The organism is Enterobacter cloacae complex sp. XAL002 (genome assembly GCF_049236805.1).
GTDB lineage: Bacteria > Pseudomonadota > Gammaproteobacteria > Enterobacterales > Enterobacteriaceae > Enterobacter > Enterobacter intestinihominis.
The window spans coordinates 1-24,734 of the sequence record NZ_JBMKJN010000035.1 but is presented as its reverse complement, the minus strand read 5'-3'; the positions used below and the strand labels follow the sequence as shown (position 1 = coordinate 24,734).

General features: G+C 54.4%; 26 protein-coding genes and 1 pseudogene. 18 read left to right on the top strand and 9 right to left on the bottom strand.

The genetic code is table 11. From position 1 onward, the window contains the following. Nucleotides 1-203 precede the first annotated feature (203 nt). The 5 genes and pseudogenes from ACOT0L_RS22340 to ACOT0L_RS22320 all read left to right on the top strand — a co-directional run bounded on the left by ACOT0L_RS22340 (nucleotide 204) and on the right by ACOT0L_RS22320 (nucleotide 4,557). Nucleotides 204-818, top strand: a complete 615-nt coding sequence (locus ACOT0L_RS22340; protein WP_126504311.1) for a hypothetical protein — start codon at nucleotides 204-206, stop codon at nucleotides 816-818. Nucleotides 819-1,374: 556 nt separating this feature from the next. Next, nucleotides 1,375-2,582, top strand: a pseudogene (locus tag ACOT0L_RS22335) (RHS repeat-associated core domain-containing protein); the annotation flags it as partial. Beyond that, nucleotides 2,579-3,061: an immunity 26/phosphotriesterase HocA family protein gene (locus ACOT0L_RS22330; RefSeq protein ID WP_063139119.1), complete on the top strand. Its 483-nt coding sequence runs from the start codon at nucleotides 2,579-2,581 to the stop codon at nucleotides 3,059-3,061. The pseudogene ACOT0L_RS22335 and the gene ACOT0L_RS22330, both read left to right, overlap by 4 nt. A 213-nt stretch (nucleotides 3,062-3,274) precedes the next feature. Next, nucleotides 3,275-3,652, top strand: a complete 378-nt coding sequence (locus ACOT0L_RS22325) for a hypothetical protein (RefSeq protein ID WP_108367280.1) — start codon at nucleotides 3,275-3,277, stop codon at nucleotides 3,650-3,652. 425 nt (nucleotides 3,653-4,077) lie between these two features. Next, nucleotides 4,078-4,557: a type IV secretion protein Rhs gene (locus ACOT0L_RS22320; RefSeq protein ID WP_260473331.1), complete on the top strand. Its 480-nt coding sequence runs from the start codon at nucleotides 4,078-4,080 to the stop codon at nucleotides 4,555-4,557. 339 nt (nucleotides 4,558-4,896) lie between these two features. On the opposite strand, the gene ACOT0L_RS22315 is transcribed toward ACOT0L_RS22320, so the two are convergent. From ACOT0L_RS22315 to ACOT0L_RS22300, 4 genes are all read right to left on the bottom strand, one after another. Beyond that, entirely contained in the window at nucleotides 4,897-5,316 is a 420-nt protein-coding gene (locus ACOT0L_RS22315; protein ID WP_045623284.1) for a helix-turn-helix domain-containing protein, read from the bottom strand. Beyond that, nucleotides 5,313-5,624: a type II toxin-antitoxin system HigB family toxin gene (locus ACOT0L_RS22310; RefSeq protein WP_045623285.1), complete on the bottom strand. Its 312-nt coding sequence runs from the start codon at nucleotides 5,622-5,624 to the stop codon at nucleotides 5,313-5,315. The genes ACOT0L_RS22315 and ACOT0L_RS22310 overlap by 4 nt, the downstream gene beginning before the upstream one ends. Nucleotides 5,625-5,844: 220 nt before the next feature. After that, nucleotides 5,845-6,255: an ASCH domain-containing protein gene (locus ACOT0L_RS22305; protein WP_023299534.1), complete on the bottom strand. Its 411-nt coding sequence runs from the start codon at nucleotides 6,253-6,255 to the stop codon at nucleotides 5,845-5,847. Between the two features lie 200 nt (nucleotides 6,256-6,455). Further along, nucleotides 6,456-6,911 carry a hypothetical protein gene (locus ACOT0L_RS22300; protein WP_126504315.1) on the bottom strand — a complete coding sequence of 152 codons (456 nt, stop codon included), beginning with the start codon at nucleotides 6,909-6,911 and terminating at the stop codon, nucleotides 6,456-6,458. Between the two features lie 703 nt (nucleotides 6,912-7,614). Here ACOT0L_RS22300 and cspE point away from each other — a divergent pair. Further along, nucleotides 7,615-7,827 (top strand): transcription antiterminator/RNA stability regulator CspE, encoded by a 213-nt coding sequence (gene cspE / locus ACOT0L_RS22295; protein ID WP_022647355.1) that lies wholly within the window; start codon nucleotides 7,615-7,617, stop codon nucleotides 7,825-7,827. A 226-nt stretch (nucleotides 7,828-8,053) separates the two neighbouring features. Here the strand turns inward: cspE and ACOT0L_RS22290 are convergent, their stop codons facing one another. Further along, on the bottom strand, nucleotides 8,054-8,950 hold the full coding sequence (locus ACOT0L_RS22290) for a LysR family transcriptional regulator (RefSeq protein WP_023305644.1): 897 nt from the start codon (nucleotides 8,948-8,950) through the stop codon (nucleotides 8,054-8,056). A gap of 105 nt (nucleotides 8,951-9,055) precedes the next feature. On the opposite strand from ACOT0L_RS22290, the gene budA reads away from it, so the two are divergent. From budA to ACOT0L_RS22265, 5 genes are all read left to right on the top strand, one after another. After that, nucleotides 9,056-9,835, top strand: a complete 780-nt coding sequence (gene budA, locus ACOT0L_RS22285) for an acetolactate decarboxylase (RefSeq protein WP_088581799.1) — start codon at nucleotides 9,056-9,058, stop codon at nucleotides 9,833-9,835. A gap of 13 nt (nucleotides 9,836-9,848) precedes the next feature. Continuing rightward, nucleotides 9,849-11,528 (top strand): acetolactate synthase AlsS, encoded by a 1,680-nt coding sequence (gene alsS / locus ACOT0L_RS22280; protein WP_126504317.1) that lies wholly within the window; start codon nucleotides 9,849-9,851, stop codon nucleotides 11,526-11,528. Between the two features lie 20 nt (nucleotides 11,529-11,548). Next, the gene (locus tag ACOT0L_RS22275; RefSeq protein WP_023299538.1) at nucleotides 11,549-12,319 is read left to right on the top strand and encodes a (S)-acetoin forming diacetyl reductase; all 771 of its coding nucleotides are present in this window, start codon (nucleotides 11,549-11,551) and stop codon (nucleotides 12,317-12,319) included. Nucleotides 12,320-12,450: 131 nt separating this feature from the next. Continuing rightward, complete coding sequence (locus tag ACOT0L_RS22270) at nucleotides 12,451-12,924, top strand: cold-shock protein (RefSeq protein WP_022647360.1); 474 nt, start codon at nucleotides 12,451-12,453, stop codon at nucleotides 12,922-12,924. A 107-nt stretch (nucleotides 12,925-13,031) separates the two neighbouring features. Beyond that, the gene (locus ACOT0L_RS22265) at nucleotides 13,032-13,730 is read left to right on the top strand and encodes a GNAT family N-acetyltransferase (RefSeq protein ID WP_126504319.1); all 699 of its coding nucleotides are present in this window, start codon (nucleotides 13,032-13,034) and stop codon (nucleotides 13,728-13,730) included. Between the two features lie 119 nt (nucleotides 13,731-13,849). Here ACOT0L_RS22265 and betA read toward each other — a convergent pair whose 3' ends face one another. From betA to betI, 3 genes are read right to left on the bottom strand one after another with little or no spacing between them, the layout of a single operon-like run. After that, nucleotides 13,850-15,514 (bottom strand): choline dehydrogenase, encoded by a 1,665-nt coding sequence (gene betA, locus ACOT0L_RS22260; RefSeq protein WP_126504321.1) that lies wholly within the window; start codon nucleotides 15,512-15,514, stop codon nucleotides 13,850-13,852. Nucleotides 15,515-15,527: 13 nt separating this feature from the next. Then, on the bottom strand, nucleotides 15,528-17,000 hold the full coding sequence (betB, locus tag ACOT0L_RS22255; protein ID WP_058677247.1) for a betaine-aldehyde dehydrogenase: 1,473 nt from the start codon (nucleotides 16,998-17,000) through the stop codon (nucleotides 15,528-15,530). A gap of 13 nt (nucleotides 17,001-17,013) precedes the next feature. Next, nucleotides 17,014-17,601 carry a transcriptional regulator BetI gene (gene betI / locus ACOT0L_RS22250; RefSeq protein WP_023299544.1) on the bottom strand — a complete coding sequence of 196 codons (588 nt, stop codon included), beginning with the start codon at nucleotides 17,599-17,601 and terminating at the stop codon, nucleotides 17,014-17,016. 128 nt (nucleotides 17,602-17,729) lie between these two features. Here betI and betT point away from each other — a divergent pair, with 128 nt between their 5' ends. The 7 genes from betT to ACOT0L_RS22215 all read left to right on the top strand — a co-directional run bounded on the left by betT (nucleotide 17,730) and on the right by ACOT0L_RS22215 (nucleotide 24,056). Then, the gene (gene betT / locus ACOT0L_RS22245) at nucleotides 17,730-19,763 is read left to right on the top strand and encodes a choline BCCT transporter BetT (RefSeq protein ID WP_023305649.1); all 2,034 of its coding nucleotides are present in this window, start codon (nucleotides 17,730-17,732) and stop codon (nucleotides 19,761-19,763) included. 138 nt (nucleotides 19,764-19,901) lie between these two features. Further along, complete coding sequence (locus tag ACOT0L_RS22240; RefSeq protein WP_032621825.1) at nucleotides 19,902-20,156, top strand: hypothetical protein; 255 nt, start codon at nucleotides 19,902-19,904, stop codon at nucleotides 20,154-20,156. A gap of 2 nt (nucleotides 20,157-20,158) precedes the next feature. Next, a complete protein-coding gene (gene nadS / locus ACOT0L_RS22235) occupies nucleotides 20,159-20,443 on the top strand; it encodes a NadS family protein (RefSeq protein ID WP_003858821.1) in 285 nt (94 codons plus the stop codon). A 211-nt stretch (nucleotides 20,444-20,654) separates the two neighbouring features. Continuing rightward, on the top strand, nucleotides 20,655-21,566 hold the full coding sequence (locus ACOT0L_RS22230) for a metal ABC transporter substrate-binding protein (protein WP_022647367.1): 912 nt from the start codon (nucleotides 20,655-20,657) through the stop codon (nucleotides 21,564-21,566). 2 nt (nucleotides 21,567-21,568) lie between these two features. Next, on the top strand, nucleotides 21,569-22,375 hold the full coding sequence (gene sitB / locus ACOT0L_RS22225) for an iron/manganese ABC transporter ATP-binding protein SitB (RefSeq protein WP_023299548.1): 807 nt from the start codon (nucleotides 21,569-21,571) through the stop codon (nucleotides 22,373-22,375). Next, complete coding sequence (sitC, locus tag ACOT0L_RS22220) at nucleotides 22,372-23,220, top strand: iron/manganese ABC transporter permease subunit SitC (protein WP_022647369.1); 849 nt, start codon at nucleotides 22,372-22,374, stop codon at nucleotides 23,218-23,220. The genes sitB and sitC overlap by 4 nt, the downstream gene beginning before the upstream one ends. Continuing rightward, nucleotides 23,217-24,056, top strand: a complete 840-nt coding sequence (locus ACOT0L_RS22215) for a metal ABC transporter permease (protein ID WP_058646737.1) — start codon at nucleotides 23,217-23,219, stop codon at nucleotides 24,054-24,056. Before sitC ends, ACOT0L_RS22215 begins: the two co-directional genes overlap by 4 nt. Here the strand turns inward: ACOT0L_RS22215 and entD are convergent. Next, nucleotides 23,992-24,681, bottom strand: coding sequence for an enterobactin synthase subunit EntD (entD, locus tag ACOT0L_RS22210; RefSeq protein ID WP_032624702.1), 690 nt, complete (start codon nucleotides 24,679-24,681; stop codon nucleotides 23,992-23,994). The genes ACOT0L_RS22215 and entD overlap by 65 nt on opposite strands. Between the last annotated feature and the right edge of the window lie 53 nt (nucleotides 24,682-24,734).

Below are 24,734 nucleotides of genomic sequence, written 5' to 3'. Positions count from 1 at the left end.
AGTTAAGATTTTATTCCTTTAGCTTTTTGGTAAAAGCTTCTTTAGGTTTATCTGCTACCAGGTAGGCGTAATCCTAATTAGAAAAATCATTGGTTTGAGCATCCCGACGGCCACCCGGATGCTAGTCAAACTGGTATGTCTGAGCATCATTCTAATGGTCATGTGCATGCGATTGACCCTAAAGGTAATGAGGTGATTTTTACATGGTAAATAATATGCCTGAGCAATTAATTAAATTTCCTATTTCCGAATGGATAGTTCAATCAGGTCATTTCAAAACTGATTTACCATCGGAGGCTTATTGTATTTGCTATCAATATAATATAGATAGTAATGGATATGGTCCTTATGATTTTTTAACTGAAAAATCGAAGGGGCTATTGTCCTCTTTATTTACTAATCTTATGTGTTTTAATAAAGAGGGGCAAAATCTTGATGCTTGCTCAGCCCTAAGTAGAAAAGGGCTTTATTTTTATGGCAACAATAATGAACAAGTGAATAAGCGACTGACGGAGTATCGCAAGATGCTTCTGAAAAATAAGTTAAGAACTAATAAAGGATTACCTGAAGAGAATTTCCCTGAGAAACCTGAACTACTTAATCTTTATGATGATTATGGTGGTGCTGATGTAAGTGTAATAAATTCTTTAATAAAAAAAGGTTATCAATTTCTTTTTTACAGGTTTTTTACTCCTGTCGCTGGGGGGAGTGTAATTGTTTTTGATGGTAATATATGGGATAAAGCTGTTGAATATTGTAAGAAAAATGGAATTAGTTTTCAAGAGGTTGATTCAGTTGATAATCTGAAAGAATGGTAAGGTTGTTTTTTATAAATTAGCTAACTTAATAATAAAAAAGGACTGGAAAGATCTTCTTATCTTTCAAGTCCTTTTTTATTCTAATTTTGGGGAAGTTTTACACCATATGTCTTGTCAGATTATGTTACTTGGATAGCTCCTGCATATCATAATTATCCGCTATCAGAAAAATATAGCTGTTCGAAATATTCATTGTGACGCTGCGCCCGGTCTCAAATCCCTTCTCTGCGAGTCAGTTGCTCATGAGGGGGCAAGTTGGGCTTGCGTGTATGTCCGGCAGAGATTTTGGTTTACGGTTGGAATAGGTAATGCCGACAAAGTCGACCTTAAAAAGCAGGATACTTTGAGTAAGTTTTTTCTTTTTAACCTACTTTTTAGAAAGTAACATAAGTATCGTGCAGATAGCTTAATTTATCAGGGTGTGGCGGTAGCATGATTGTCTTATGCAAACCGCTACTTCCGCGACCTGAGCGGCCAGATTACCCGCATCCGCCGCACGCCAACCGCCGAAGGCGTTGCCCTGGGTATTGAAAGCGATGAGGTTGCTTACCGTCATGACGCCGCCGGGCGTCTGCTGAGCACTACGAGGCCCGACAGGGGCACAGCCGCGCGCAGTTCAGCTATGACGCCGCGGATAACCTCGCCGCCAGTGACGATGCGGCACCGGTCACGGATAACCGCCTGCAGCACTGGCAGGCGCTGTTTATGAAATACGACCACTGGGGCAACCTGGTCAGCCCCCGCAACGGGCTGTATGAACAGCATTATGCGTATGACGCCGAGAACCGTCTGGTATCCGCCCGGGGAACCGGGCCGGAAGGGCGGTTTGAGGCGCGCTACCACTACGACGCGCTGGGCCGCCGTACGCGCAAAATCGTCACCACGACGCACGGCACCACCAACACCCGCTTCCTGTGGCAGGGCTACCGCCTGTTGCAGGAGCAGCAGGAGAGCGGGCTGCGCAGCACCTATGTATACGACCCGAATGAAGCCTGGAGCCCGCTGGCGCGGGTGGATCACCTTCGTGACCAGAGCAACGGTGAGATTTACTGGTTCAACACCGATCTGAACGGCGCGCCGCTGGAGGTCACAGACGAGCGCGGCGCGGTGCGCTGGAGCGGCCAGTACGGCAGCTTTGGCGAAGTGCGCCATCAGAGCGAAGGGTTCTCACGGGTTGTGAATCGCACAGCGATGGCACACCAGCCGCTTCGCTATGCCGGGCAGTACGCTGACGGTGAGACGGGACTGCACTATAACCTGTTCCGCTACTACGACCCGCAGGTCGGGCGGTTTATTGTGCAGGATCCGATTGGGCTGAATGGCGGGTGGAACCTTTATCAGTATGCGCCGAACCCGTTGGGGTGGATTGATCCCCTTGGATTAACGGCCTTAGATACTACAGGATATAACGTTTATGGATTATTTGATCCGGGAGCATCAAAACCTTATTACGTTGGTATAACTGATGATCTTCTCAGGAGAGCGGGAGAACATAGGGATTCTGGGCGATTAACTCCGGGTGCTCAGTTGCTTCCTTTAGATGAGAATGTGACCTATGCACAAGCTAGAGGTTACGAACAATATTATATAGAGGAATATAAAACTCGTACCGGAACTATAGGTGAAGATATTTCTGCGACTAATCGCGGGAATAAATACAATTCATTTGACCATAGACGTACAGACGGAAGAGGACAGGCTTTTGAAGCAGAATACAGCATAAAGAAAAATGATTCAGGCAGAAAAGGAAAGAGGTGCGGATGAGTAATTTTAAATTTTGGGCATGGGAGAAAAAACCAAGAACCATGCTTCGCTATGTTAAGCCTGGCGATGTATTTTGTTTCAAGGTTGATGGAGGGATGTATCGTTTTGGCCGTATTATGTCATTAATGTCAGTAGGGCATATAGCTGAAATTTTTGATATTTTATCTGATACACCTAAAATAACCGAGGGTGAAATTGAGAATGCTAAAAGAATCATTTCGCCACTGATTATAGATACCTATTCTCTACTGGATAAGAAAATTGAACCAGAAAGTGATTGGAGAATAATTGGACACCAAGATAATTATTCCCCCGATAATGTTGATGATGTTTATTTTGCATTCGGTATTGGTGACTCTTGCAAAAAGAAAGATTTTTACGGGAATGTTTTTCCAATCGACGAAAAAGAATGGAATGATCTTCCTAAACTTTCACCGAAAAGTAATTTTGATATAAAGAATATATTAAGAAAAGTTTAGGTTTGAAACCGGGAGGTAAAATCTCCCGGTTGGTTTATGATTAATTAATACTTGGTGGTTTAATAAATGAACAATGGAGGAATGAGTGAAATATAAAATATATTGGTCTTTAATAGCATTGAATGCATAATTGCCATGAAGAAGCATAATGTGTGATCCTGTAAGTAACGTAATGAACGTCAATAATATTGTGGTGAGTATGCAGTCACTAAAATGACAAAAATAACAGTATCAAAACTTCATAGGAATAAAGTTGAGTTCACCTCACCTTTAGGCAATGGAGTGGCTGTATGGTGTGGTGAACCACCGGAAGTAAGGGGTAGTTATAATGTCGAATTTGATGTAGATGACATTTTTAAATGGGGCTTGAATATTAATGATGTTTGTCAGGATACACCTGAAATCAAGGTGGATGGTGATGGAATGTTATTTGTTTCTCAGGTCATCTCTTATGAGAGTGACGGGGTTTTAACTGTTTCATTAGGTGGTCAGATCATTTTTTTAGATGTTGAGTCCTACCCAGGTGGTAGTAAATTTGTTTCGTTTTCAACAGCCATAAAAAATATCTCATTGTATCCTTTTGAAGTGTAGACTGAAACTGAGAAGAAATTACTTGTTCCGCTACTAAGACCTACAGGTTGGGCAGTTAATTGTGCAGGATCCGCTTGGGTTGAATGCAGGGTGGAATCTTTTTCAGTATGCACTGTATCCGCTGGGGTGGTTTGCTCTGTGGGGTTATGTAATGGTAATACCGTCATAAGAGCGGTGACGCCTGGAAACGCGAGAGTATGTGAGCGGATAAAAAAATAAGTACTACAGCTTAGCATAAAATAACACCGGCCTAACATATTGCAGGTGCTCTGCATTCGCGTGACTCTTGGATTTCCTCCACCAGAAGCCAGGCATCAGCAGAGAATTTACAAACACCGTTTACTCGAAATGCTGATGCGGCGCATCAGAAAGTTCTAATTTTGGTGAGGCATTTCACGAAACCTTAATATTTTAATAGGTCATTTATGTTAAATGATGTAAAGGAAAAAATAATTGATAATGATTTTGTTAATATTGTTAGAATTAATATGATTTTCAATGATGCCATCAAAACCATGGAGAGGCTCTTAATGACGCTCGATGATGAAATCAGGAAGGAAATATCTTTGCTTCCTGAACAACCAGAAATTGTGGATGACTGGGAACACATTGCGGATGAGTTATCCGATAGTTATAGTTGGGCTGGTTCAAAAATTGACTGGTCAAAGACCAGTGCTCATAGGTCTTTAGAACTACATGGAGACTATAAGGATTGGTTGGTAGATATAAAGAAATTCATTCATGAAACTGATGTTCATGACGTGATTTCAAATAGTGATGAGATTTACTATATAAATGATTCGTCTCTTGATTTTTCTGTCAGATTGAATCCCGCGCAGTTCTTTTTATTTTTTGATGTGGCTATAGAAAATATTCCTCAGCATCATTATTTTTTTGATAGGTAAAATAAATGGTGTCTAGTGATCAGTGCAGAGGGATATATTGACTTCGGTTTCTCATGTTTAGATAAAAAATGATTGAAATGGGAGGTTCATCCTCCCAGGACGTTTAGGTAATGCTTTTGTTTTGATACAAAGAAACCTAGGGGGCGAGAGTCTTGCGATGATGATGTGCCTCTACAATTACCGTAAGGTTTTAGACGCGACATGGCTAGCCTGTTTGCCGTACTGTATGGTGATGCTGATCCATTTCGAGCAGATGGCACAATTGTTGAGCCAACGTTCAACGGCGAACAGAATAGCTGTGTCGCTTTTTACTTAATACCTAATAGAATTCTATCCTCATCAATTCCCCACAAATGCACTTACCTGCACGCCAAAACGCTTCGCCAGCGCGCGCATATGATCCAGCGTTAACGTGCGCTGTCCGTTGAGGATCCGACTCACCAGAGACTTCTTACCTATTTCGTTTTCGAAATCGCTCTGAGTGAGATGGTACTGATCCATCAGCGTTCGCAATAACGCAACGCCTGACGGAATGCTGGCAACACGCGCGTTAAATTCTGCAAACTCCGGAGACTCGTTTTCGTATTTATCGATTTTAGCGGTGAGCATCTCTACCAGCGGACTATCGGGGTCATGCTCAATTAGATACTCCACCAACCCCATAGCATCCTCATAATCTTGTCGCGACGGGCTTGAGCCCAGGAAAGGGAGCTCCCTTGTTAGATCGTTTGCCGCTTTGATGGCTGCTGAAAAGTTCATTCTTTCTTTCTCCGGTAGAGGTCCGTGAGCTTGTCATAATCTGCGTGAGTGCTGGTGTGTTTGATGAAGAGCTTTCCGCGCTCAAAATCAGTAAATAACATTACTCTTAAATACCCGCCACCTACGTCAATGACCCACCATTTTTCCCGGTATTTCATCCTCTCCCGGCTGGGGAAGCGCTTTCGCATGTCGTCTGGTGATGGGTAGTGCTCTCCTTTTAGTACCCAGTAAAGATCTTCCAGAGCGAGTTCTTGAATAGGAAAATGTCTGGTGGCCGCGTCGAAAGGCGCTCTTGAGACTGCGGGCATTTTTGCCCCCTTGTTTCCAGACTGGAAACATTTAAGGTAGTGGTCGGCGGGTTGAGAATGTGGGAACTGTCATGGATTGCAGTTTTCATTTGCTCGTGATAAAGGCGATCATTTAATGAGTGCGAACACTGTAAGAGGTGACTGTGAAAGAAATGTCCACTTTGTGCCAGGAGCGGACATTGTTATTAATAGCAGCAGACGCCAGCCGGACTCTCTCGTCTTACAGCACTTCAACCACTTCAAATTCTTCTGCGATCAACTCCATATCTTTAGAAAAATGACCTTCGCGGGTAAAAAATCGCTGATGCTCATTTCGCCAGTATTGAAGGCTTAAATCGCCTTCACCTTCTTTGCGGGCAAACTCCTCAGTCACATCACAAAAACGCACCAGTCGCATTGAAACCAGCCGGGTCACGCAGACCGGGGCATTCAGGCCATCAAGGATAATGTTATAGCTTCCAATCCTCGGGGCAGACTTTTCTTGCTGGTAAGAGGCAAAGGATCCGCAGGAGGCCGTTTTAATCCCTTTTTTAATCAGGTCCGCAAGCTCGCTGGCCAGTTCCGGGCTGTCTCCCATTTGCCAGGCATCTGCGCCTGGATACTTTACTTTTAATACCTCAACAGTAGCCATTAAGAGCCCTTTTTAATCGTCGATGAAAAATGTCATACAGAGTTTTAACATGAACTTTCCGGACATTAACATTGATGCTTTCCCTCTGCTACTTTGTCCGCTCTTCGCTCTTACCAGACATTCAAAAACAACATTAAATTTTGCGTAAGGCCGGGGATCAGCTTCTTACCCAGCAGAACTCCGGCCTCCCATCACCCGCCTCAGTGCGTCGTTATATACGGCTCCTTCACAAACTCTGCTAGCAGCCAGACCATATCATGCAGTAGCCCGGTGAGTTCTTTCGCCACGCTCGCAGGCAGTGTCCCGCCCATCACCGCCAGCGTTAACGCCACGGCATAATCCACCTGCAACACCGTTTCCTGCCAGCAGTCCGGCACGCAGGAGGTCATCTTTTCCCCTGCAATCAATTGCTCAAACAGATACGACGGAAGCTCCGAGTCACAGCATTCACGCAGCCGCTTCAACGCAGCCAGCAATCGCTCACAGAGCGTGGCAAACGTCACTGTGTCGCCAGTTTCCACCAGCACGCTGACATACGCGGCGCAGGTATCAGCCAGCTCGAAAAGATCCGCAAAATCGGAAATTGAAGCGTTGATGAGCTGATGAACAGCGCTTTCTTCAGAGAGCGCATAAGAAAAGTTAGGTGTAGTAGCCATTTAGCATCCTCGTCGTGCAGAAAAGTGTCATGTTATGCTAACGGGTTCCTACGCCCGGTTACGGATGTGCCGCAACGCAGGCACTTTAAAACCGCGAAGAAAGGATGAAAAGGGATACCCCTGAATTACATAAGGTTGCTTGCAGGTTTGCGAGGCGGCTTCCAGAAGGGCATTGCCGCGTGGCGGCTACGCCCGACCCGGCCTCCAAAACCACCGCGATACGACCCGTAGGCCCGCGCAAGCGCAGCGCCGCCGGGCACAGTTTGCACTGCGGTTACGTCTTACGCAGACCTTTTCATTTTGAGCATCCCTTCTAATGATGTCTGCGTCGCGCGGGAGGATTTTCCCGCCTGTGAACAAAACACCCCAAACTCCCGGCACAGTGAAAGCGTAGACATTTTGTAGTACATGGTAGACCTCAAGCCAGAACGATGTCTGGCACCGCGACCAGCCATCCGGGCGTTTAAATGGTTAAAATAAATAATAATAATCATTGCGCAATAAATTTCGCTGTGTCTTAATAGCGTCATCGGTTTGGAATACAGACCTTATGAAAGCAGTTTTAGTAAAGCAGTCCTCAGTTCAGGTGTTATCAGTAGATACTCCTTCTTCGTGAGCCTCCTCCTAAGTGCCAAATAAGTAACTCTCGAAATACAGGCCATCATCGCCGCGCTTAAGTGGCTCATAAATTAAGGATTTATCTATGTCTAATAAAATGACTGGTTTAGTAAAATGGTTCAACGCAGATAAAGGTTTTGGCTTTATCACCCCTGACGACGGCAGCAAAGATGTATTCGTACATTTCTCTGCAATTCAGAGCGACAACTTCAAAACGCTTGATGAAGGTCAGAAAGTTTCCTTTACCATTGAGAATGGCGCAAAAGGTCCAGCAGCTGGAAACGTTTCTCCACTGTAACCCGCGCTAAATATCAGTGCGGCGTACGATAGCGATGAAGACAATAGTCCGAGCAGTTAAGCTGTACTGATAAAAATTAACCCGCACCTGTGCGGGTTTTTTATTTTTAAAGGATAATGGTACTGAGTTTTATATGGCAGCCTGCCCATACTCCCTTCAAATTCAGCCTCAAAAACTGCTTCGCAATAAATTGACCATCAATACAGTCCGCAGTTTCTGAAAAGGTTCATCCCTGCTCCCGTTCCCCCTCGCTCATCATCGCCAGAAACCGTTTCACCGTCCGTGAGCGTTCAAAGCGCCGCCAGCAGAGCGCGATATCGGTATAAAGCTCCGGTGAGCTCAGCGCGTGGTAGGTGACATTCGGCGGAGAAATAGCGGCCATCGATTTCGGCACCAGCGCGAACCCGCCGCCAGCGGAGACCATGCTCAGAGAAGAGGAAAGTTGTGAAGATTGCAGCGTGTGTTGCATATCGACTCCGGCCCGCTCGCAGCTGCCGTAAACGCGGTCATACAGTCCCGGCGCGACCTCCTGGGGGAACAGCACCACCGGTGTATCCCGAAGCTGCTCTAACGCCAGCGAATCGCACGCAGCCAGAGGATGATCGCGATGCAACGCCACCACCATCGGCTCCCGGTCGAGGATTTTCAACTCGAACACCTTGCTGCTCTCGCACGGCAGGCGCACGAAGGCGATATCCAGTTCACCCTCCGCCAGCATTGTCGTCAGCGAAGACATATTGGCTTCCACCTGGTGAACCTGCACCGCCATGTTCTGCACCTGAAACTGACGAATCAGCGCGAAAATTTTGGGATGAAAGGCGTCGGAGCTGGTGATGCCAATCGACAGGCTGCCGTTCAGGCCGCGCGCGATGCCCCGGGCTTTCTCCAGCGCGGCGTCGCTCAGCGCCAGGATCTTACAGGCGTCCTCATAGAAGGCTTCTCCCGCCTCGGTCAGCTCCACGCCCCGCGTCAGGCGCCTGAACAGCGGCGTGCCCACTTCCTCTTCGAGCCGTTTGATCTGCTGACTCAGAGGAGGCTGTGAAATACCCAGCGCTTTGGCCGCCCTGGTGAAGTGTCGCTCGCGTGCTACCGCGACAAAATAGCGCAGATAACGAAGTTCCATATCAAAAACGTCTCAAACCAGCATGGATTCTATATTGGAACTCTCTGCTGAATCGGGTCAACATTTATTTAACCTTTATAAATAAAGTTGAAGAGGACGGGCATGATGATGCATTCATCTGCATGCGACTGTGAGGCGAGTTTATGCGAGACCCTGCGTGGGTTTTCGGCTCAGCATCCTGACAGCGTGATCTATCAGACATCGCTAATGAGCGCCCTGCTAAGCGGCGTCTACGAAGGGGAGACGACGATCGCCGACCTGCTGGCACACGGTGATTTTGGTCTCGGCACCTTTAACGAGCTGGACGGTGAAATGATTGCCTTCAGCAGCCAGGTGTACCAGCTGCGCGCCGACGGCAGCGCCCGCGCCGCGAAGCCGGAGCAAAAAACGCCGTTCGCGGTGATGACCTGGTTCCAGCCGCAGTACCGCAAAACCTTTAACGGTCCGGTCAGCCGTCAGCAGATCCACGACGTGATCGACCAGCAGATCCCCTCCGATAACCTGTTCTGCGCGCTGCGCATCGATGGCAACTTCCGCCATGCGCATACCCGCACCGTTCCGCGCCAGACGCCGCCGTACCGGGCGATGACCGACGTGCTGGACGACCAGCCGGTGTTCCGCTTTAACCAGCGCGAGGGCGTGCTGGTCGGGTTCCGCACCCCGCAGCATATGCAGGGCATCAACGTGGCGGGCTATCACGAGCACTTTATCACCGACGACCGTCAGGGCGGGGGACATCTGCTCGACTATCAGCTGGAGAGCGGCGTGCTCACCTTCGGCGAAATCCACAAGCTGATGATTGACCTGCCCGCCGACAGCGCGTTTTTACAGGCCAACCTGCACCCCAGCAACCTTGATGCGGCTATCCGCGCCGTCGAAAACTAACAGGAGAACTACCGTGAACAGTGAGAAACAGTCACGTCAGTGGGCGCACGGCGCCGATATGGTTGTCGGCCAGCTGGAAGCGCAGGGCGTGAAGCAGGTGTTCGGGATCCCGGGCGCGAAGATCGACAAGGTCTTTGACTCCCTGCTGGACTCCTCCATCGAGATCGTTCCGGTGCGCCACGAGGCGAACGCGGCGTTTATGGCGGCGGCGGTAGGGCGGCTGACCGGCAAGGCCGGAGTCGCGCTGGTCACCTCCGGGCCGGGCTGCTCCAATCTGATCACCGGCATCGCCACCGCCAACAGCGAAGGCGACCCGGTCGTCGCGCTGGGCGGGGCGGTGAAGCGGGCGGATAAAGCCAAGCTGGTGCACCAGAGCATGGACACTGTCGCCATGTTCAGCCCGGTGACCAAATACGCCGTAGAAGTGAACTCCCCGGACGCGATTGCCGAGGTGGTGTCGAACGCGTTTCGCGCTGCCGAGCAGGGCAGGCCGGGCGGGGCGTTTGTCAGCCTGCCGCAGGATATTGTCGACCAGCCCACCACGGGGGCGATTTTACCCGCCAGCGGCCCGGCGCTGATGGGCCCGGCACCGGAGTCCGCCATTAACGACGTGGCGAAGCTTATCGAGAACGCCAAAAACCCGGTCATTTTACTCGGCCTGATGGCCAGCCAGCCCGCGAACAGCGCCGCGCTGCGCACGCTGCTGGAGAAAAGCCGCATTCCGGTCACCAGCACTTATCAGGCCGCCGGGGCGGTGAATCAGGAACACTTCACCCGCTTCGCCGGACGCGTCGGCCTGTTCAACAACCAGGCCGGAGATCGGCTGCTGCATCTGGCGGATCTGATTATCTGCATCGGCTACAGCCCGGTGGAATACGAGCCGTCCATGTGGAACAGCGGCGACGCGACGCTGGTGCACATTGACGTGCTGCCCGCCTATGAGGAGCGCAAGTATGTTCCCGATCTGGAACTGGTCGGGGATATTGCCGCCACGCTGAATCTGCTTGCCAGCCGAATCGAGCACAAACTTGAACTCAGCCAGCGCGCCTCGGAAATTCTTGTCGATCGCCAGCATCAGCGTGACCTCCTCGACCGTCGCGGCGCATCGCTAAACCAGTTTGCCCTGCATCCGCTGCGCATCGTGCGCGCCATGCAGGACATCGTGAATAACGACGTAACGCTCACCGTCGACATGGGCAGCTTCCACATCTGGATCGCCCGCTACCTCTACAGCTTCCGCGCGCGTCAGGTGATGATCTCCAACGGTCAGCAGACCATGGGCGTGGCGCTGCCGTGGGCGATTGGCGCGTGGCTGGTCAACCCGGGGCGCAAGGTGGTGTCGGTCTCCGGGGACGGCGGATTTTTGCAGTCGAGCATGGAGCTGGAAACCGCCGTGCGCCTCAATGCCAACGTGCTGCACATCATCTGGGTGGATAACGCCTACAACATGGTGGCGATCCAGGAAGAGAAAAAATACCAGCGTCTCTCCGGCGTGGAGTTTGGCCCGGTCGATTTCAAAGCCTATGCTGACGCCTTCGGCGCGAAGGGCTTTGCCGTCGAGAGCGCCGACGCGCTCGAACCGACGCTGCGTGCCGCAATGGATGTCGATGGCCCGGCCGTGGTGGCCATTCCCGTCGACTACAGCGATAACCCGCTGCTGATGGGCCAGCTCCATCTCAGCCAGATTTTGTGAATCAATATAAGGACAGAGAAATGCAAAAAGTGGCTCTCGTAACCGGCTCCGGCCAGGGGATTGGCAAAGCGATCGCGCTTCGCCTGGTGAAGGACGGCTTTGCCGTCGCTATCGCGGATTACAACGAAGAGACGGCGAAAGCGGTCGCGGATGAGATCACCCGCAACGGCGGGAAAGCCGTCGCCGTGAAGGTGGACGTCTCTGACCGCGACCAGGTGTTTGCGGCGGTGGAAAAAGCCCGCACCGCGCTGGGCGGCTTCAACGTCATCGTCAATAACGCCGGGGTGGCGCCGTCCACGCCAATCGAATCCATCACGCCGGAAATTGTCGACAAGGTCTACAACATCAACGTGAAAGGGGTGATCTGGGGCATTCAGGCCGCGATTGACGCGTTCCGCAAAGAGGGGCACGGCGGCAAAATCATCAACGCCTGCTCCCAGGCGGGCCATACCGGCAACCCGGAGCTGGCCGTCTACAGTTCCAGTAAATTTGCGGTGCGCGGCTTAACCCAGACCGCCGCACGGGATCTTGCTCCGCTGGGGATCACCGTCAACGCCTACTGCCCGGGCATCGTTAAAACGCCGATGTGGGCGGAGATCGACCGTCAGGTCTCCGAGGCAGCGGGTAAACCGCTCGGCTACGGGACCGAGACCTTTGCCAAACGCATTACGCTTGGCCGCCTGTCCGAACCGGAAGATGTTGCCGCCTGCGTTTCATATCTTGCCGGGTCAGATTCTGACTATATGACCGGCCAGTCTCTGCTCATCGATGGTGGGATGGTGTTCAACTAAATTCTAATAAGCTCTGACATGAGTTTTCCCCTGCCCCCGTGCAGGGGCTTTTTTTTGTCTCATCCGCCATTGTGCATTACACTGCGCGCTGCAAAACTTTAGTCATTACGATCTGACAGGCGGTAACAGCGATGAACGGTACAATCACAACGTGGTTTAAAGATAAAGGCTTCGGATTTATCAAAGATGAAAACGGCGACAACCGCTATTTTCATGTGATTAAGGTCGCCAACCCTGATCTGATTAAAAAAGACGCTGCGGTGACCTTCGAGCCAACCACCAACACCAAAGGCCTTTCCGCGTATGCGGTGAAGGTGATCCCGGAGAGCAAGCATCTTTATATCGCGGGCGAGCGCGTGAAGCTCACCTCGATCAAATCCTTCGTGGTGTTCAGCGAAGAAGAGCCCGTTGAGACCAAAATCGACAAAGAGAACGCGGTGCTGTCGGTGGGGCTACTGATGAACAGCATCAAGCCGAAAAGTGAGAAAAAGCCGGGCGAGATGCGCACGGTGAAGAAGCTGGCGATCACCACCTTCCAGAACACGACGATGATCTTCACCGAAGATGAAATCGACATCGACGCGACGGTTAAGCTGCTGAAGTAATTTTATGCCGGGTGGCGGCTACGCGTTACCCGGCCTGCACGTTCTTCCTTTTCGACCGCTTTTTAACCTGCTATAACAAACTCCTTACCTTGCAGGGAGTCACCGCCGTGCCCGAAATCAATCAACATGGTCAAACCGTTAACGATATCGTCCCCGACTGGAAATGTGCTCGAGCGCTAACTCGCACGCCGCTAACCGGCCAGTATTGTCGTCTGGAACCGTTGGACGCAGAACGCCACGCGGCGGATCTGTTTGAAGCTTACGCACTGGGCGATGACAGCGACTGGACGTGGCTTGCCAGCACCCAGCCTGTGAGCGTTGAGGCTACTGCGCACTGGGTGCTCGGAAAGGTGCTGGATGACGACCTGGTGCCCTTTGCCGTTATCGATCTGCGCACCGAAAAGGCGGTAGGGCTGGTGAGCTATATGGCGATTGAACGCTTTCTGGGATCGGTGGAAATTGGCCACGTCACCTGGTCGCGCAAGATGAAAGGCACCCGCGTGGGTACCGAAGCGGTGTGGCTACTGCTGAAAAATGCCTTTGAGCATAAATATCGTCGGCTGGAGTGGAAATGCGATTCGATGAACACCGCCTCACGCCGCGCGGCGGAGCGGCTGGGGTTCGTCTGGGAGGGACGTCTGCGCCAGAAGCTGGTGCGCAAAGGACGCAACCGCGACAGCGATATGCTTTCGATTATTGACGGCGAGTGGCCGCAAAGGGACACGGAGCTGCGCGCCTGGCTGGCGGCGGAGAATTTTGACGCTGAAGGGCGGCAGGTCAGGCGGTTAGAGGAATTTCGAAAATAATTTTCCCTCACCCTAACCCTCTCCCCGGAGGGGCGAGGGGATTGCTCAGTGCTCGCATTAATTTGTGGGGAACCCTCAGCCCAAAGGGAGAGGGCCGGGGTGAGAGGAGAAGTTCGCACTCAGCGGCGAACCGGCGCCCCATCCGCCACATAATACGCCGCCGTGCTCTTCGCCAGCGGCTCGCGCCCGCGAATGGCGTCGGCAATCTTCTCACCAATCATGATGGTGGTGGCGTTCAGGTTGCCAGTGATAATTTGCGGCATAATCGACGCATCTACCACGCGTAACCCTTCCAGCCCGTGAACGCGGCCTTCGCCATCGACCACCGCCATGTCGTCGTAGCCCATCTTGCAGGTGCCGCACGGATGGAAGGCGGTTTCGGCGTGGTTACGCACGAACTCGTCCAGCTGTTCGTCGGTCTGGCATTCGACGCCCGGGCTGATTTCGCGCCCACGGTATTTGTCCAGCGCCGGCTGGTGCATGATCTCACGGGTGATGCGGATCGCGTCGCGGAACTCCTGCCAGTCCTGCTCGTGGGACATATAGTTGAACAGGATCGCCGGATGCTGATGCGGGTCGCGGGACTTAATCCGTACGTGCCCGCGGCTCGGCGAGCGCATGGAGCCTACGTGGCACTGGAAGCCGTGTTCTTTCACCGCGTTCGAGCCGTTGTAGTTAATCGCTACCGGCAGGAAGTGATACTGAATATTCGGCCACTCGAACTCCTCGCGGCTGCGGATAAACCCGCCCGCTTCGAAGTGGTTGCTCGCACCCACGCCGGTGCCGCCAAACAGCCACTCCGCGCCAATCTTCGGCTGGTTCCACCACTGCAGGGCAGGGTAGAGGGAAACGGGCTCTTTGCTTTCATACTGAAGGTACATCTCCAGGTGATCCTGCAAGTTTTCCCCCACGCCGGGTAAATCATGTACCAGCGGGATATCAAACTGCTTCAGCAGTTCAGCGTTGCCCACGCCGGAGCGCTGGAGGATCTGCGGAGACGCAATAGCGCCCGCGCACAGCAGTACCTCTTTCTTCGCTGTCGCTTTTGAAGGAATGGTGCTTTCGCCTTCCAGCCACTCGACGCCCACCGCGCACTTGCCGTCAAAGATAATGTGATCGGTCATGGCGTGGGTGCGGATGGTCAGATTCGGGCGCGGTTTGGCCTGATCCAGATAGCCGCGCGCGGTGCTGGCGCGTCGGCCCTGCGGCGTGACCGTGCGATCCATCGGGCCAAAGCCTTCCTGCTGATAGCCGTTGAGATCGTCGGTGCGCGGGTAGCCCGCCTGCACGCCTGCCTCCACCATCGCTTCAAACAGCGGGTTCACGCCCGGCTTAGAGGTGGTGACGCTCACCGGACCGTCGCCGCCGTGGTAGTCGTTCGGCCCCACGTCGCGGGTCTCTGCCTTGCGGTAGTAGGGCAGGCAGTTGAGATAGCTCCAGTGCTCCAGACCCGGTTCTTTCGCCCAGTTATCCAGATCCATTGCGTTGCCGCGCACGTAGCACATGCCGTTGATCAGCGACGAGCCGCCCAGCCCTTTTCCGCGTCCGCACTCCATGCGGCGGTTGTTCATGAAAGGCTCTGGCTCGGTTTCATACGCCCAGTTGTAGCGCTTGCCCTGCAACGGGAAGGCCAGCGCGGCAGGCATCTGGGTGCGGAAGTCAAAGCGGTAGTCCGGCCCGCCCGCCTCAAGCAGCAGGACGGTGGTGTTTGGATCTTCAGTCAGTCGTGTTGCCAGTACGTTGCCGGCAGAGCCGGCCCCGATAATGATGTAGTCAAATTGCAAATAAACCTCCCGGTTAAAATATGGACTGGAATTTACCCATCTCAACCTGGATGGACTTCACCTGGGTGTAACTCTGAAGCGTCATGACGCCGTTCTCGCGGCCAATGCCGGAGTGTTTGTAGCCGCCCACCGGCATCTCCGCGGCGGATTCGCCCCAGGTGTTGATCCAGCAGATGCCCGCTTCGAGCTGATGAATAGCGCCATGGGCGCGGTTAAGATCGGCGGTGACAATGCCCGCCGCCAGACCGTAGTCGGTGTCATTGGCGCGACGAATGGCCTCTTCGTCAGTGTCATAGGAAAGAATGGACATCACCGGGCCGAAGATCTCTTCGCGCACGATGGTCATTTCGTCGGTGCAGTCGGTGAACACGGTCGGGGCCACCCACGCGCCGTTATCAAAGCCGTCACCCTTCAGCACATCACCGCCGCACAGCACGCGCGCGCCTTCCTCTTTGCCTTTGGCGATGTAGCGCATCACGCTGTCGCGGTGCGGGAAGCTGACCATCGGGCCGAAGTTAGTGTTTTCATCGAACAGGTCGCCCGCGCGGATGCGGCCCACGCGCTCAACGATTTTTTGCTCAAACGCGGCTTTGAACTTCGCGGGCACGAACACGCGGGTGCCGTTGGTGCACACCTGACCGGAGCTGAAGAAGTTGGCCATCATGGCGATATCTGCCGCGAGATCCAGATCCGCATCGTCAAACACTATCAGCGGGGATTTACCGCCCAGCTCCATCGTCACCTCTTTCAGGGACGAGGCCGCCGAGTTCGCCATCACCTTTTTGCCGCTGGCGACGCCGCCGGTAAAGGAGACTTTGGCGATGCCCGGATGCTCGGTCAGGTACTGGCCGGTTTCCGCGCCCACACCCGGCAGAACGTTAAACACGCCGTCCGGCACGCCCGCTTCGGTGTAGATTTCCGCCAGTTTCAGGGCGGTAAGCGGCGTTACTTCGCTCGGCTTGAAGATCATCGCGTTGCCCGCCGCCAGCGCCGGGGCGGATTTCCACAGGGCGATCTGGATCGGATAGTTCCACGCGCCGATGCCCGCCACCACGCCCAGCGGCTCGCGGCGGGTGTAGACGAAGGAGGTCTCGCGCAGCGGGATCTGGCTGCCTTCCAGTGCCGGGATCAGCCCCGCGTAGTACTCCAGCACGTCCGCGCCGGTGACGATGTCGACGGTCGAGGTTTCAGAAAACGCTTTACCGGTGTCGAGGGTTTCCAGCTTTGCCAGCTCGTCGTTGCGCTCGCGCAGGATATCGACGGCGCGACGCAGGATGCGCGAGCGCTCCATGGCGGTCATCGCCGCCCAGATTTTTTGCCCGCGCTTTGCGCTCTCTACGGCGCGGTCCACGTCTTCACGCCCGGCGGCCTGCACGCTCGCCAGAACTTCACCGTTGGCCGGGTTGATGGTCTCGAAGGTGCGACCGCTGGTGGCGGATGTATAACCACCATTGATATAAAGCTGCTGTTCTGCCATTCGGGACATGCTTCCTCCTCGGTTATTCGGTCGGTAAATGCTGGCTGATAAAGTGGCTGGTAAGCGACTGGGCCAGGGTTTTATCCAGCGGTTTGCCGCTGAGCGCGGCGCGCAGCCACAGCCCGTCAATCAGTGCGGCGAGCCCGTAGCCCGCCTCTTCAGCCTGTTCACGCGGCAGTTCGCGGCGGAATTCGTACACCAGATTTGAGAGCAACCGGCGGCTGCTGACCTGCTGCAAACGATAGAGCATCGGCTGATGCATGCTGCTGGCCCAGAAGGCCAGCCAGGCCTTCATCGCCGCGCCGCTGACCTGGGTTTCATCAAAATTGCCGCCGACAATCGCCTGCAAACGCTGCTCTGCACTGCCGTCCGGCAGGGCGCGTAAACGGCTTAATACCGCATCGCGTAACTGACCGGTGATGTCGCGCATGGTTGCTTCCAGCAGACCGTTTTTATCTTTGAAATAGTGGCTGATGATGCCCGTGGACACGCCCGCCCGACGGGCGATTTGCGCGATGGTTGCGTCATGCATTCCCACTTCATTAATTGCTTCCAGCGTGGCATCGATGAGCTGCCTGCGCCGGATCGGCTGCATCCCCACTTTGGGCATTTTTGCCACTCCATTCATCAGCGTTGGTAATCTATTAAAGCGGTTTTTGATTGGACGTTCAATATAAAATGTGTCTTAATTGTTGCGATTTTGGATTTTAATAGTTACAAAAACAGTGGGGATACTGGATGACAGACCTTTCACAAGACAGAGAAAAAGACAAAATCAACCCGGTCGTTTTTTATACGTCCGCCGGGCTGATTTTGTTGTTTTCCCTGACGACCATCTTCTTTCGTGATTTTTCTGCCGAGTGGATTGGGCGCACCCTGAACTGGGTGTCGAAGACCTTCGGCTGGTACTACCTTCTGGCGGCGACGCTCTATATCGTGTTCGTCGTCTGCATTGCCTGCTCGCGCTTCGGTTCGGTGAAGCTTGGGCCAGAGCAGTCCAAGCCCGAGTTCAGCCTGCTGAGTTGGGCCGCGATGCTGTTTGCCGCGGGCATTGGCATCGACCTGATGTTCTTCTCCGTGGCGGAACCGGTCACGCAATATATGCAGCCGCCGGAAGGGGCAGGGCAGACGATGGAGGCCGCGCGTCAGGCGATGGTCTGGACGCTGTTCCACTACGGCCTGACGGGCTGGTCAATGTATGCCCTGATGGGCATGGCGCTCGGATACTTTAGCTATCGTTATAATTTGCCCCTTACCATCCGCTCCGCGCTGTACCCGATTTTCGGGAAAAAGATCAACGGTCCGATTGGTCACAGCGTCGATATCGCGGCGGTGATCGGCACCATCTTTGGTATCGCGACCACGCTCGGGATTGGCGTAGTGCAGCTTAACTACGGGCTGAGCGTGCTGTTTGACATCCCGGATTCGATGGCGGCGAAGGCGGCGCTAATTGCGCTGTCGGTGATCATCGCTACCATCTCGGTGACCTCCGGCGTGGATAAAGGTATTCGCGTGCTCTCCGAGCTGAACGTCGCGCTGGCGCTGGGGCTGATCCTGTTCGTGCTGTTTATGGGCGACACCTCGTTCCTGCTCAACGCCCTGGTGCTCAACGTAGGTGATTACGTGAACCGCTTTATGGGCATGACGCTGAACAGCTTCGCCTTTGACCGCCCGGTGGAGTGGATGAACAACTGGACGCTCTTCTTCTGGGCGTGGTGGGTGGCCTGGTCGCCGTTTGTCGGCCTGTTCCTGGCGCGCATTTCGCGTGGGCGCACCATCCGTCAGTTCGTGATGGGCACCCTGATCATCCCGTTCACCTTCACCCTGCTGTGGCTGTCGATTTTCGGCAACAGCGCGCTGCACGAAATTATCCACGGCAATGCGACCTTCGCGCAGGAAGCGATGGTGCACCCGGAGCGCGGCTTCTACAGCCTGCTGGCGCAGTACCCGGCGTTTACTTTTAGCGCGTCCGTAGCAACCATTACCGGCCTGTTGTTCTACGTCACCTCGGCGGACTCCGGCGCGCTGGTGCTGGGCAACTTCACTTCGAAGCTCAAAGACATCAACAGCGATGCGCCGAACTGGCTGCGCATCTTCTGGTCCGTCGCCATCGGCCTGCTGACGCTCGGGATGCTGATGACCAACGGTATCTCTGCGTTGCAGAACACTACGGTGATCATGGGCCTGCCGTTCAGCTTCGTGATCTTCTTCGTGATGGCCGGGCTGTATAAATCGCTTAAGGTGGAAGACTACCGCCGCGTCAGCGCCAGCCGCGACACCGCGCCGCGGCCGATGGGCGCACAGGACAGGTTGAGCTGGAAGAAACGCCTGTCGCGCCTGATGAACTACCCGGGCACGCGCTACACCAGCCAGATGATGGAGACGGTCTGCTTCCCGGCGATGGAAGAGGTGGCGCAGGAGCTGAAGCTGCGTGGCGCCTACGTGGAGCTGAAAAACCTGCCGCCGGAAGAGGGCGAAACCCTGGGGCATCTGGATCTGCTGGTGCACATGGGCGACGAGCAGAACTTTGTTTATCAGATCTGGCCGCAGCAGTATTCGGTGCCAGGGTTCACCTACCGGGCGCGCAGCGGGAAATCGACCTACTACCGGCTGGAGACCTTCCTGCTGGAAGGGAGCCAGGGGAATGATTTGATGGATTACAGCAAGGAGCAGGTAATTACGGATATTCTGGACCAGTATGAACGGCACCTGAACTTTATCCATCTCCACAGGGAAGCGCCGGGGAATAGCGTGATGTTCCCGGATGTCTAAACGGATTCTTAAAATACCTTTAGACTGTATATAAATACAGTTATTTGGCGCAGCATTACTCAAGGAAGAGTAACCATGCAGCAAGAGCCTGATGCTGAAGCATTCGGGCTTTTGCTGCGTTTAGGGAAGGAACTATGGATGAGTCATGCGATAGAGTTTATCGAAACATCACTCTTTACCCGACAGATTAAAAGCATTGCTACGGATGATGAATTAAAGGATCTGCAAAAGGTGATCTATTTCATTATGGCCTATCCAAAATGCATAAAGGACAGCCTGACAGAGACAGAGAAAGCAGAACTTAAAAAGCTGACTTCCATTCTGAAAAATACTGCTTCCAGTGCCGTAAATTTGAGGTGTACTATGTACCCTAATCAGGCAGGTGGAGGCTGATAATGAGTATTTTTAATGAATTAAAATCTTCGCTTGAAGAGGCCGTTGAGATCCATAACGGAAGAAAAGCCGCTTCCCGGGTAACCCGCTATGAAGTTGCTGATGTGCGCGCCATCAGAGAGCAGCTCAATATCACGCAAAGCGAAATGGCGAAGGCGCTTGGCACGAGCGTCGATACGATAAAGAGCTGGGAGTCTAAACGTCGCAACCCAACCGGGCTGGCGGCGAAGGTACTTAATGTGATTCGGGAGAATCCTGCATTTTATAAGGCACTTGCCGGGCAGTGAGTCGCCCTTATGCCGGGTGGCGCTGCGCTTACCCGGCCTACAAAACTCCAAAACTGCTTTACCGTAGGCCTGATAAGCGAAGCGCCATCAGGCTCTCCCTCCGTTGACATAACTTTAATGATAACTATTTTCATTTAAATATAGCCTGTGCTATACCTTATAGCACGGGCTAATTTTGCTTTTAATTTAATCACCTCAGGAGACTTCTGCGATGCATCCACGGCAAGGATTGAAGCGTCTGTTGCTCGGCGCGCTGCTTATGACCGCGACCACAACCGGCGCGCTGGCGGCTGAAAAGTTCCAGGTCATCACCACTTTTACCGTTATCGCTGATATGGCGAAAAACGTAGCGGGGGATGCCGCAGAGGTCACCTCCATCACCAAACCGGGCGCGGAAATTCACGAATACCAGCCCACCCCGGGCGATATCAAACGCGCGCAGAAGGCGCAGCTGATCCTGGCGAACGGCATGAATCTGGAGCTGTGGTTCCAGCGCTTTTATCAGCATCTGAACGGCGTGCCGGAGGTGATTGTTACCAAAGGCATCACCCCGATGGGCATCAGCGAAGGGCCCTATAACGGCAAGCCCAACCCGCACGCGTGGATGTCGCCGGACAACGCCCTGATTTACGTCGATAACATCCGCGACGCGCTGGTGAAGTACGATCCGGCCAACGCGCAGACCTATCAGCGTAACGCCGACGCCTACAAGCAGAAGATCACCGCCACTCTCGAACCGCTGCGCAAGCAGGTCACGGCGATCCCGGTAGACAAACGCTGGATGGTGACCAGCGAAGGGGCGTTCTCCTATCTGGCGCGGGATTTGGGCCTGAAAGAGCTGTACCTGTGGCCGATCAACGCCGATCAGCAGGGCACGCCGCAGCAGGTGCGCAAGGTTATCGATCTGGTGAAAAAACATCACATTCCGGCGGTGTTCAGCGAAAGCACCGTCTCGGATAAGCCCGCCCGTCAGGTGGCGCGTGAAACCGGCGCCCATTACGGCGGCGTGCTGTACGTTGACTCCCTGAGTGCAGAAAACGGCCCGGTGCCGACCTATATCGATCTGCTGAACGTCACCACCCGCACGCTGGTGCAGGGCATCCGCGACGGGATGAAGGAGTAACCATGCAGAAGGGGATTGTTGTAACCGACGTGACCGTGACCTACCGCAACGGCCACACGGCGCTGCGCGACGCGTCGTTCAGCGTGCCGGGCGGATCGATTGCCGCCCTGGTGGGGGTGAACGGTTCCGGCAAGTCCACGCTGTTTAAGGCGGTGATGGGCTTTGTGCGGGCGGCGAGCGGCACTATCTCCATTCTCGGGCTTCCGCCTCATCGGGCGCTGCGCCTGAACCTGGTCGCCTACGTGCCGCAGTCGGAAGAGGTCGACTGGTCATTTCCGGTGCTGGTCGAGGACGTGGTGATGATGGGCCGCTACGGGCATATGGGGTTTCTGCGTCGGCCTAAAGAGCGCGACAGGCAGATTGTAACCGACGCCCTGAAGCGCGTGGATATGCTTGAGCTGCGTCATCGGCAGATTGGCGAGCTCTCCGGCGGCCAAAAGAAGCGCGTGTTTCTGGCGCGGGCGATTGCCCAGCAGGGCGAGGTGATCCTGCTCGACGAGCCGTTTACCGGCGTGGACGTCAAAACCGAAGCCAGGATCATCAGCCTGCTGCGGGAGCTGCGCGACGAGGGTAAAACCATGCTGGTCTCGACCCACAATCTGGGCTCGGTCACGGAATTCTGCGATTACACGGTGATGGTCAAAGGCACCGTGCTGGCGAGCGGCCCGACGGATATCACCTTTACCGCTGAGAATCTTGAGCGCGCCTTCAGCGGCGTGCTGCGCCACGTGGTGCTCAGCGGCTCGGAAGATCGCATTATTACCGACGACGAACGCCCCTTCGTCACGCACCGACAGGAGGCCAAATGAACGCGCTTCTCGAACCCTTTGGCTACGAGTACATGCTCAACGCGATGTGGGTCTCGGCGATGGTGGGCGGGCTGTGCGCGTTTCTCTCCTGCTATCTGATGCTCAAAGGCTGGTCGCTGATCGGCGATGCGCTGTCGCACTCCATCGTGCCGGGCGTAGCGGGCGCTTACATGCTCGGACTGCCGTTCTCGCTGGGGGCGTTTTTATCGGGCGGGCTGGCGGCGGGCAGCATGCTGTTTCTCAACCAGCGCAGCCGCCTGAAGGAGGACGCCATTATCGGGCTGATCTTCTCCTCGTTTTTCGGGCTGGGGCTGTTTATGGTCTCACTCAACCCGACCTCGGTGAACATTCAGACCATCGTCCTCGGCAATATTCTCGCCATCGCCCCGGAAGATATCGTCCAGCTGGCGATTATCGGCGTGGTGTCGATAGTTATCCTGCTGTTCAAATGGAAAGATCTGATGGTGACCTTTTTTGATGAGAACCACGCCCGCGCCATCGGTCTGCGTCCTGAACGTCTGAAAATTCTCTTCTTTACGCTACTGGCGGTCTCTACCGTGGCGGCGCTGCAAACCGTCGGCGCATTTCTGGTGATCTGTCTGGTGGTTACGCCCGGTGCGACCGCCTGGCTGCTGACCGATCGCTTCCCGCGCCTGTTGATGATTGCCGTCGCCATTGGCAGCATCACCAGCTTCCTCGGTGCGTGGGCCAGCTATTACCTGGACGGCGCCACCGGCGGCATTATCGTGGTCGCCCAGACGCTGCTGTTCCTGCTGGCGTTCGTCTTTGCGCCGAAGCACGGGCTGCTTGCCAGCCGCCGTCGGGCGCGGGAGGCACATCCATGATGACGCTGCTCCTCGAACCGTTCCAGTTTGCGTTTATGAACAACGCCCTGATGATTTCACTCCTGGTGGCCGTGCCCTGCGCGCTGCTGTCGGTTTTTCTGGTGCTGAAAGGCTGGGCGCTGATGGGCGACGCCATGAGCCACGCGGTGTTTCCCGGCGTCGTGCTGGCCTGGATGATGGGCCTGCCGCTGGCGCTGGGCGCATTCGTGGCCGGTCTGTTCTGCGCGGTCGCCACCGGATACCTGAAGGATAACAGCCGAATCAAGCAAGATACGGTTATGGGGATCGTCTTTTCCGGCATGTTCGGCGCCGGGCTGATCCTCTATATCGCCGTCAAACCTGAGGTGCATCTCGACCACATTCTGTTCGGCGATATGCTGGGCATTAACGGGATGGACATTTTGCAAAGCGGTCTCGTCGCGGGGTTGATTGCGCTGGTGATTGGCCTGAAGTGGCGCGATTTTCTGCTGTTCTGCTTTGACTATCAGCAGGCGCAGGCGAGCGGCCTGCGCACCCGCTGGCTGCACTACGGCTTACTGTGCATGGTTTCGCTGACCATCGTGGCGACGCTGAAAGCGGTGGGTATAATTCTGTCGATTTCGCTGCTGATTGCCCCCGGCGCGGTGGCGGTGCTGATTACCCGACGCTTTCACATGGCGCTGCTGGTGGCGGTCGCCGTTTCAGCGCTGGTTTCGGTAAGCGGCGTGTATGCCTCGTTTTATCTCGACAGCGCGCCCGCGCCGACCATTGTGGTCCTGTTCGCGTTGGTGTTTATCGTGACGTTTGTGTTGACCAGCGTGAAGGCACGTCGGCAGGAGCGTGTGACAGCAGGGTGATGACCTGTTCGCCGTGCTGCTGCCAGTGAAGGGTGAAGGCAGTGCCTTCCTCAAAGCCTGCAAGTTGACGGGTCAATGCCAGCGTAAGCGTCCTGTCGTCGAGCAGGGTAATGCGGGCGCTGTCAAAACCCATCCAGGCCTGCACCTGCGGAAAGAGGGCCTTGAACAGGCTCTCTTTGGCGCTGAACGCCAGCGTCAGGGCGAGGGCGAACGGGTATCCCGAGCGGGAAAGCACAGGTTCTTCCTGCGTATCAATAATGCCGTCTTTGATTTCCCAGGCTTCGTTTTCGGAAAGGATCGTTTCACAATCGATGCCGATAAGCGCAGGGTATTGCGTGACGACGGCCATCGCCTGCGTGCCGCTGTGGGTGATGCTGCCGGAAATACCTTGCGGCCAGAGCGGTTCGCCGCTGGGTCCGATGCCGGGGATTACGCGCTCGTTTAGCGCATGCGCCGCGGCGATGCGGCCTGCCAGGTGGTCGGATTTGCGCTTGCGTCCGGCGTCAGCCAGCTGTGCGTGATGGGGCAGCCAGAGGAGATCGGCGTCGGTGAAGGTGGTGGGGTCGAAAGTGATGCGGTGAAGGGTGTGGCCGGCGAGAGAAAATGTGCTGTGGGTTGTGTGCATGGTTTTCCCTTCAGTATTGTGCGGCCTGATGCCCTCACCCCGGCCCTCTCCCT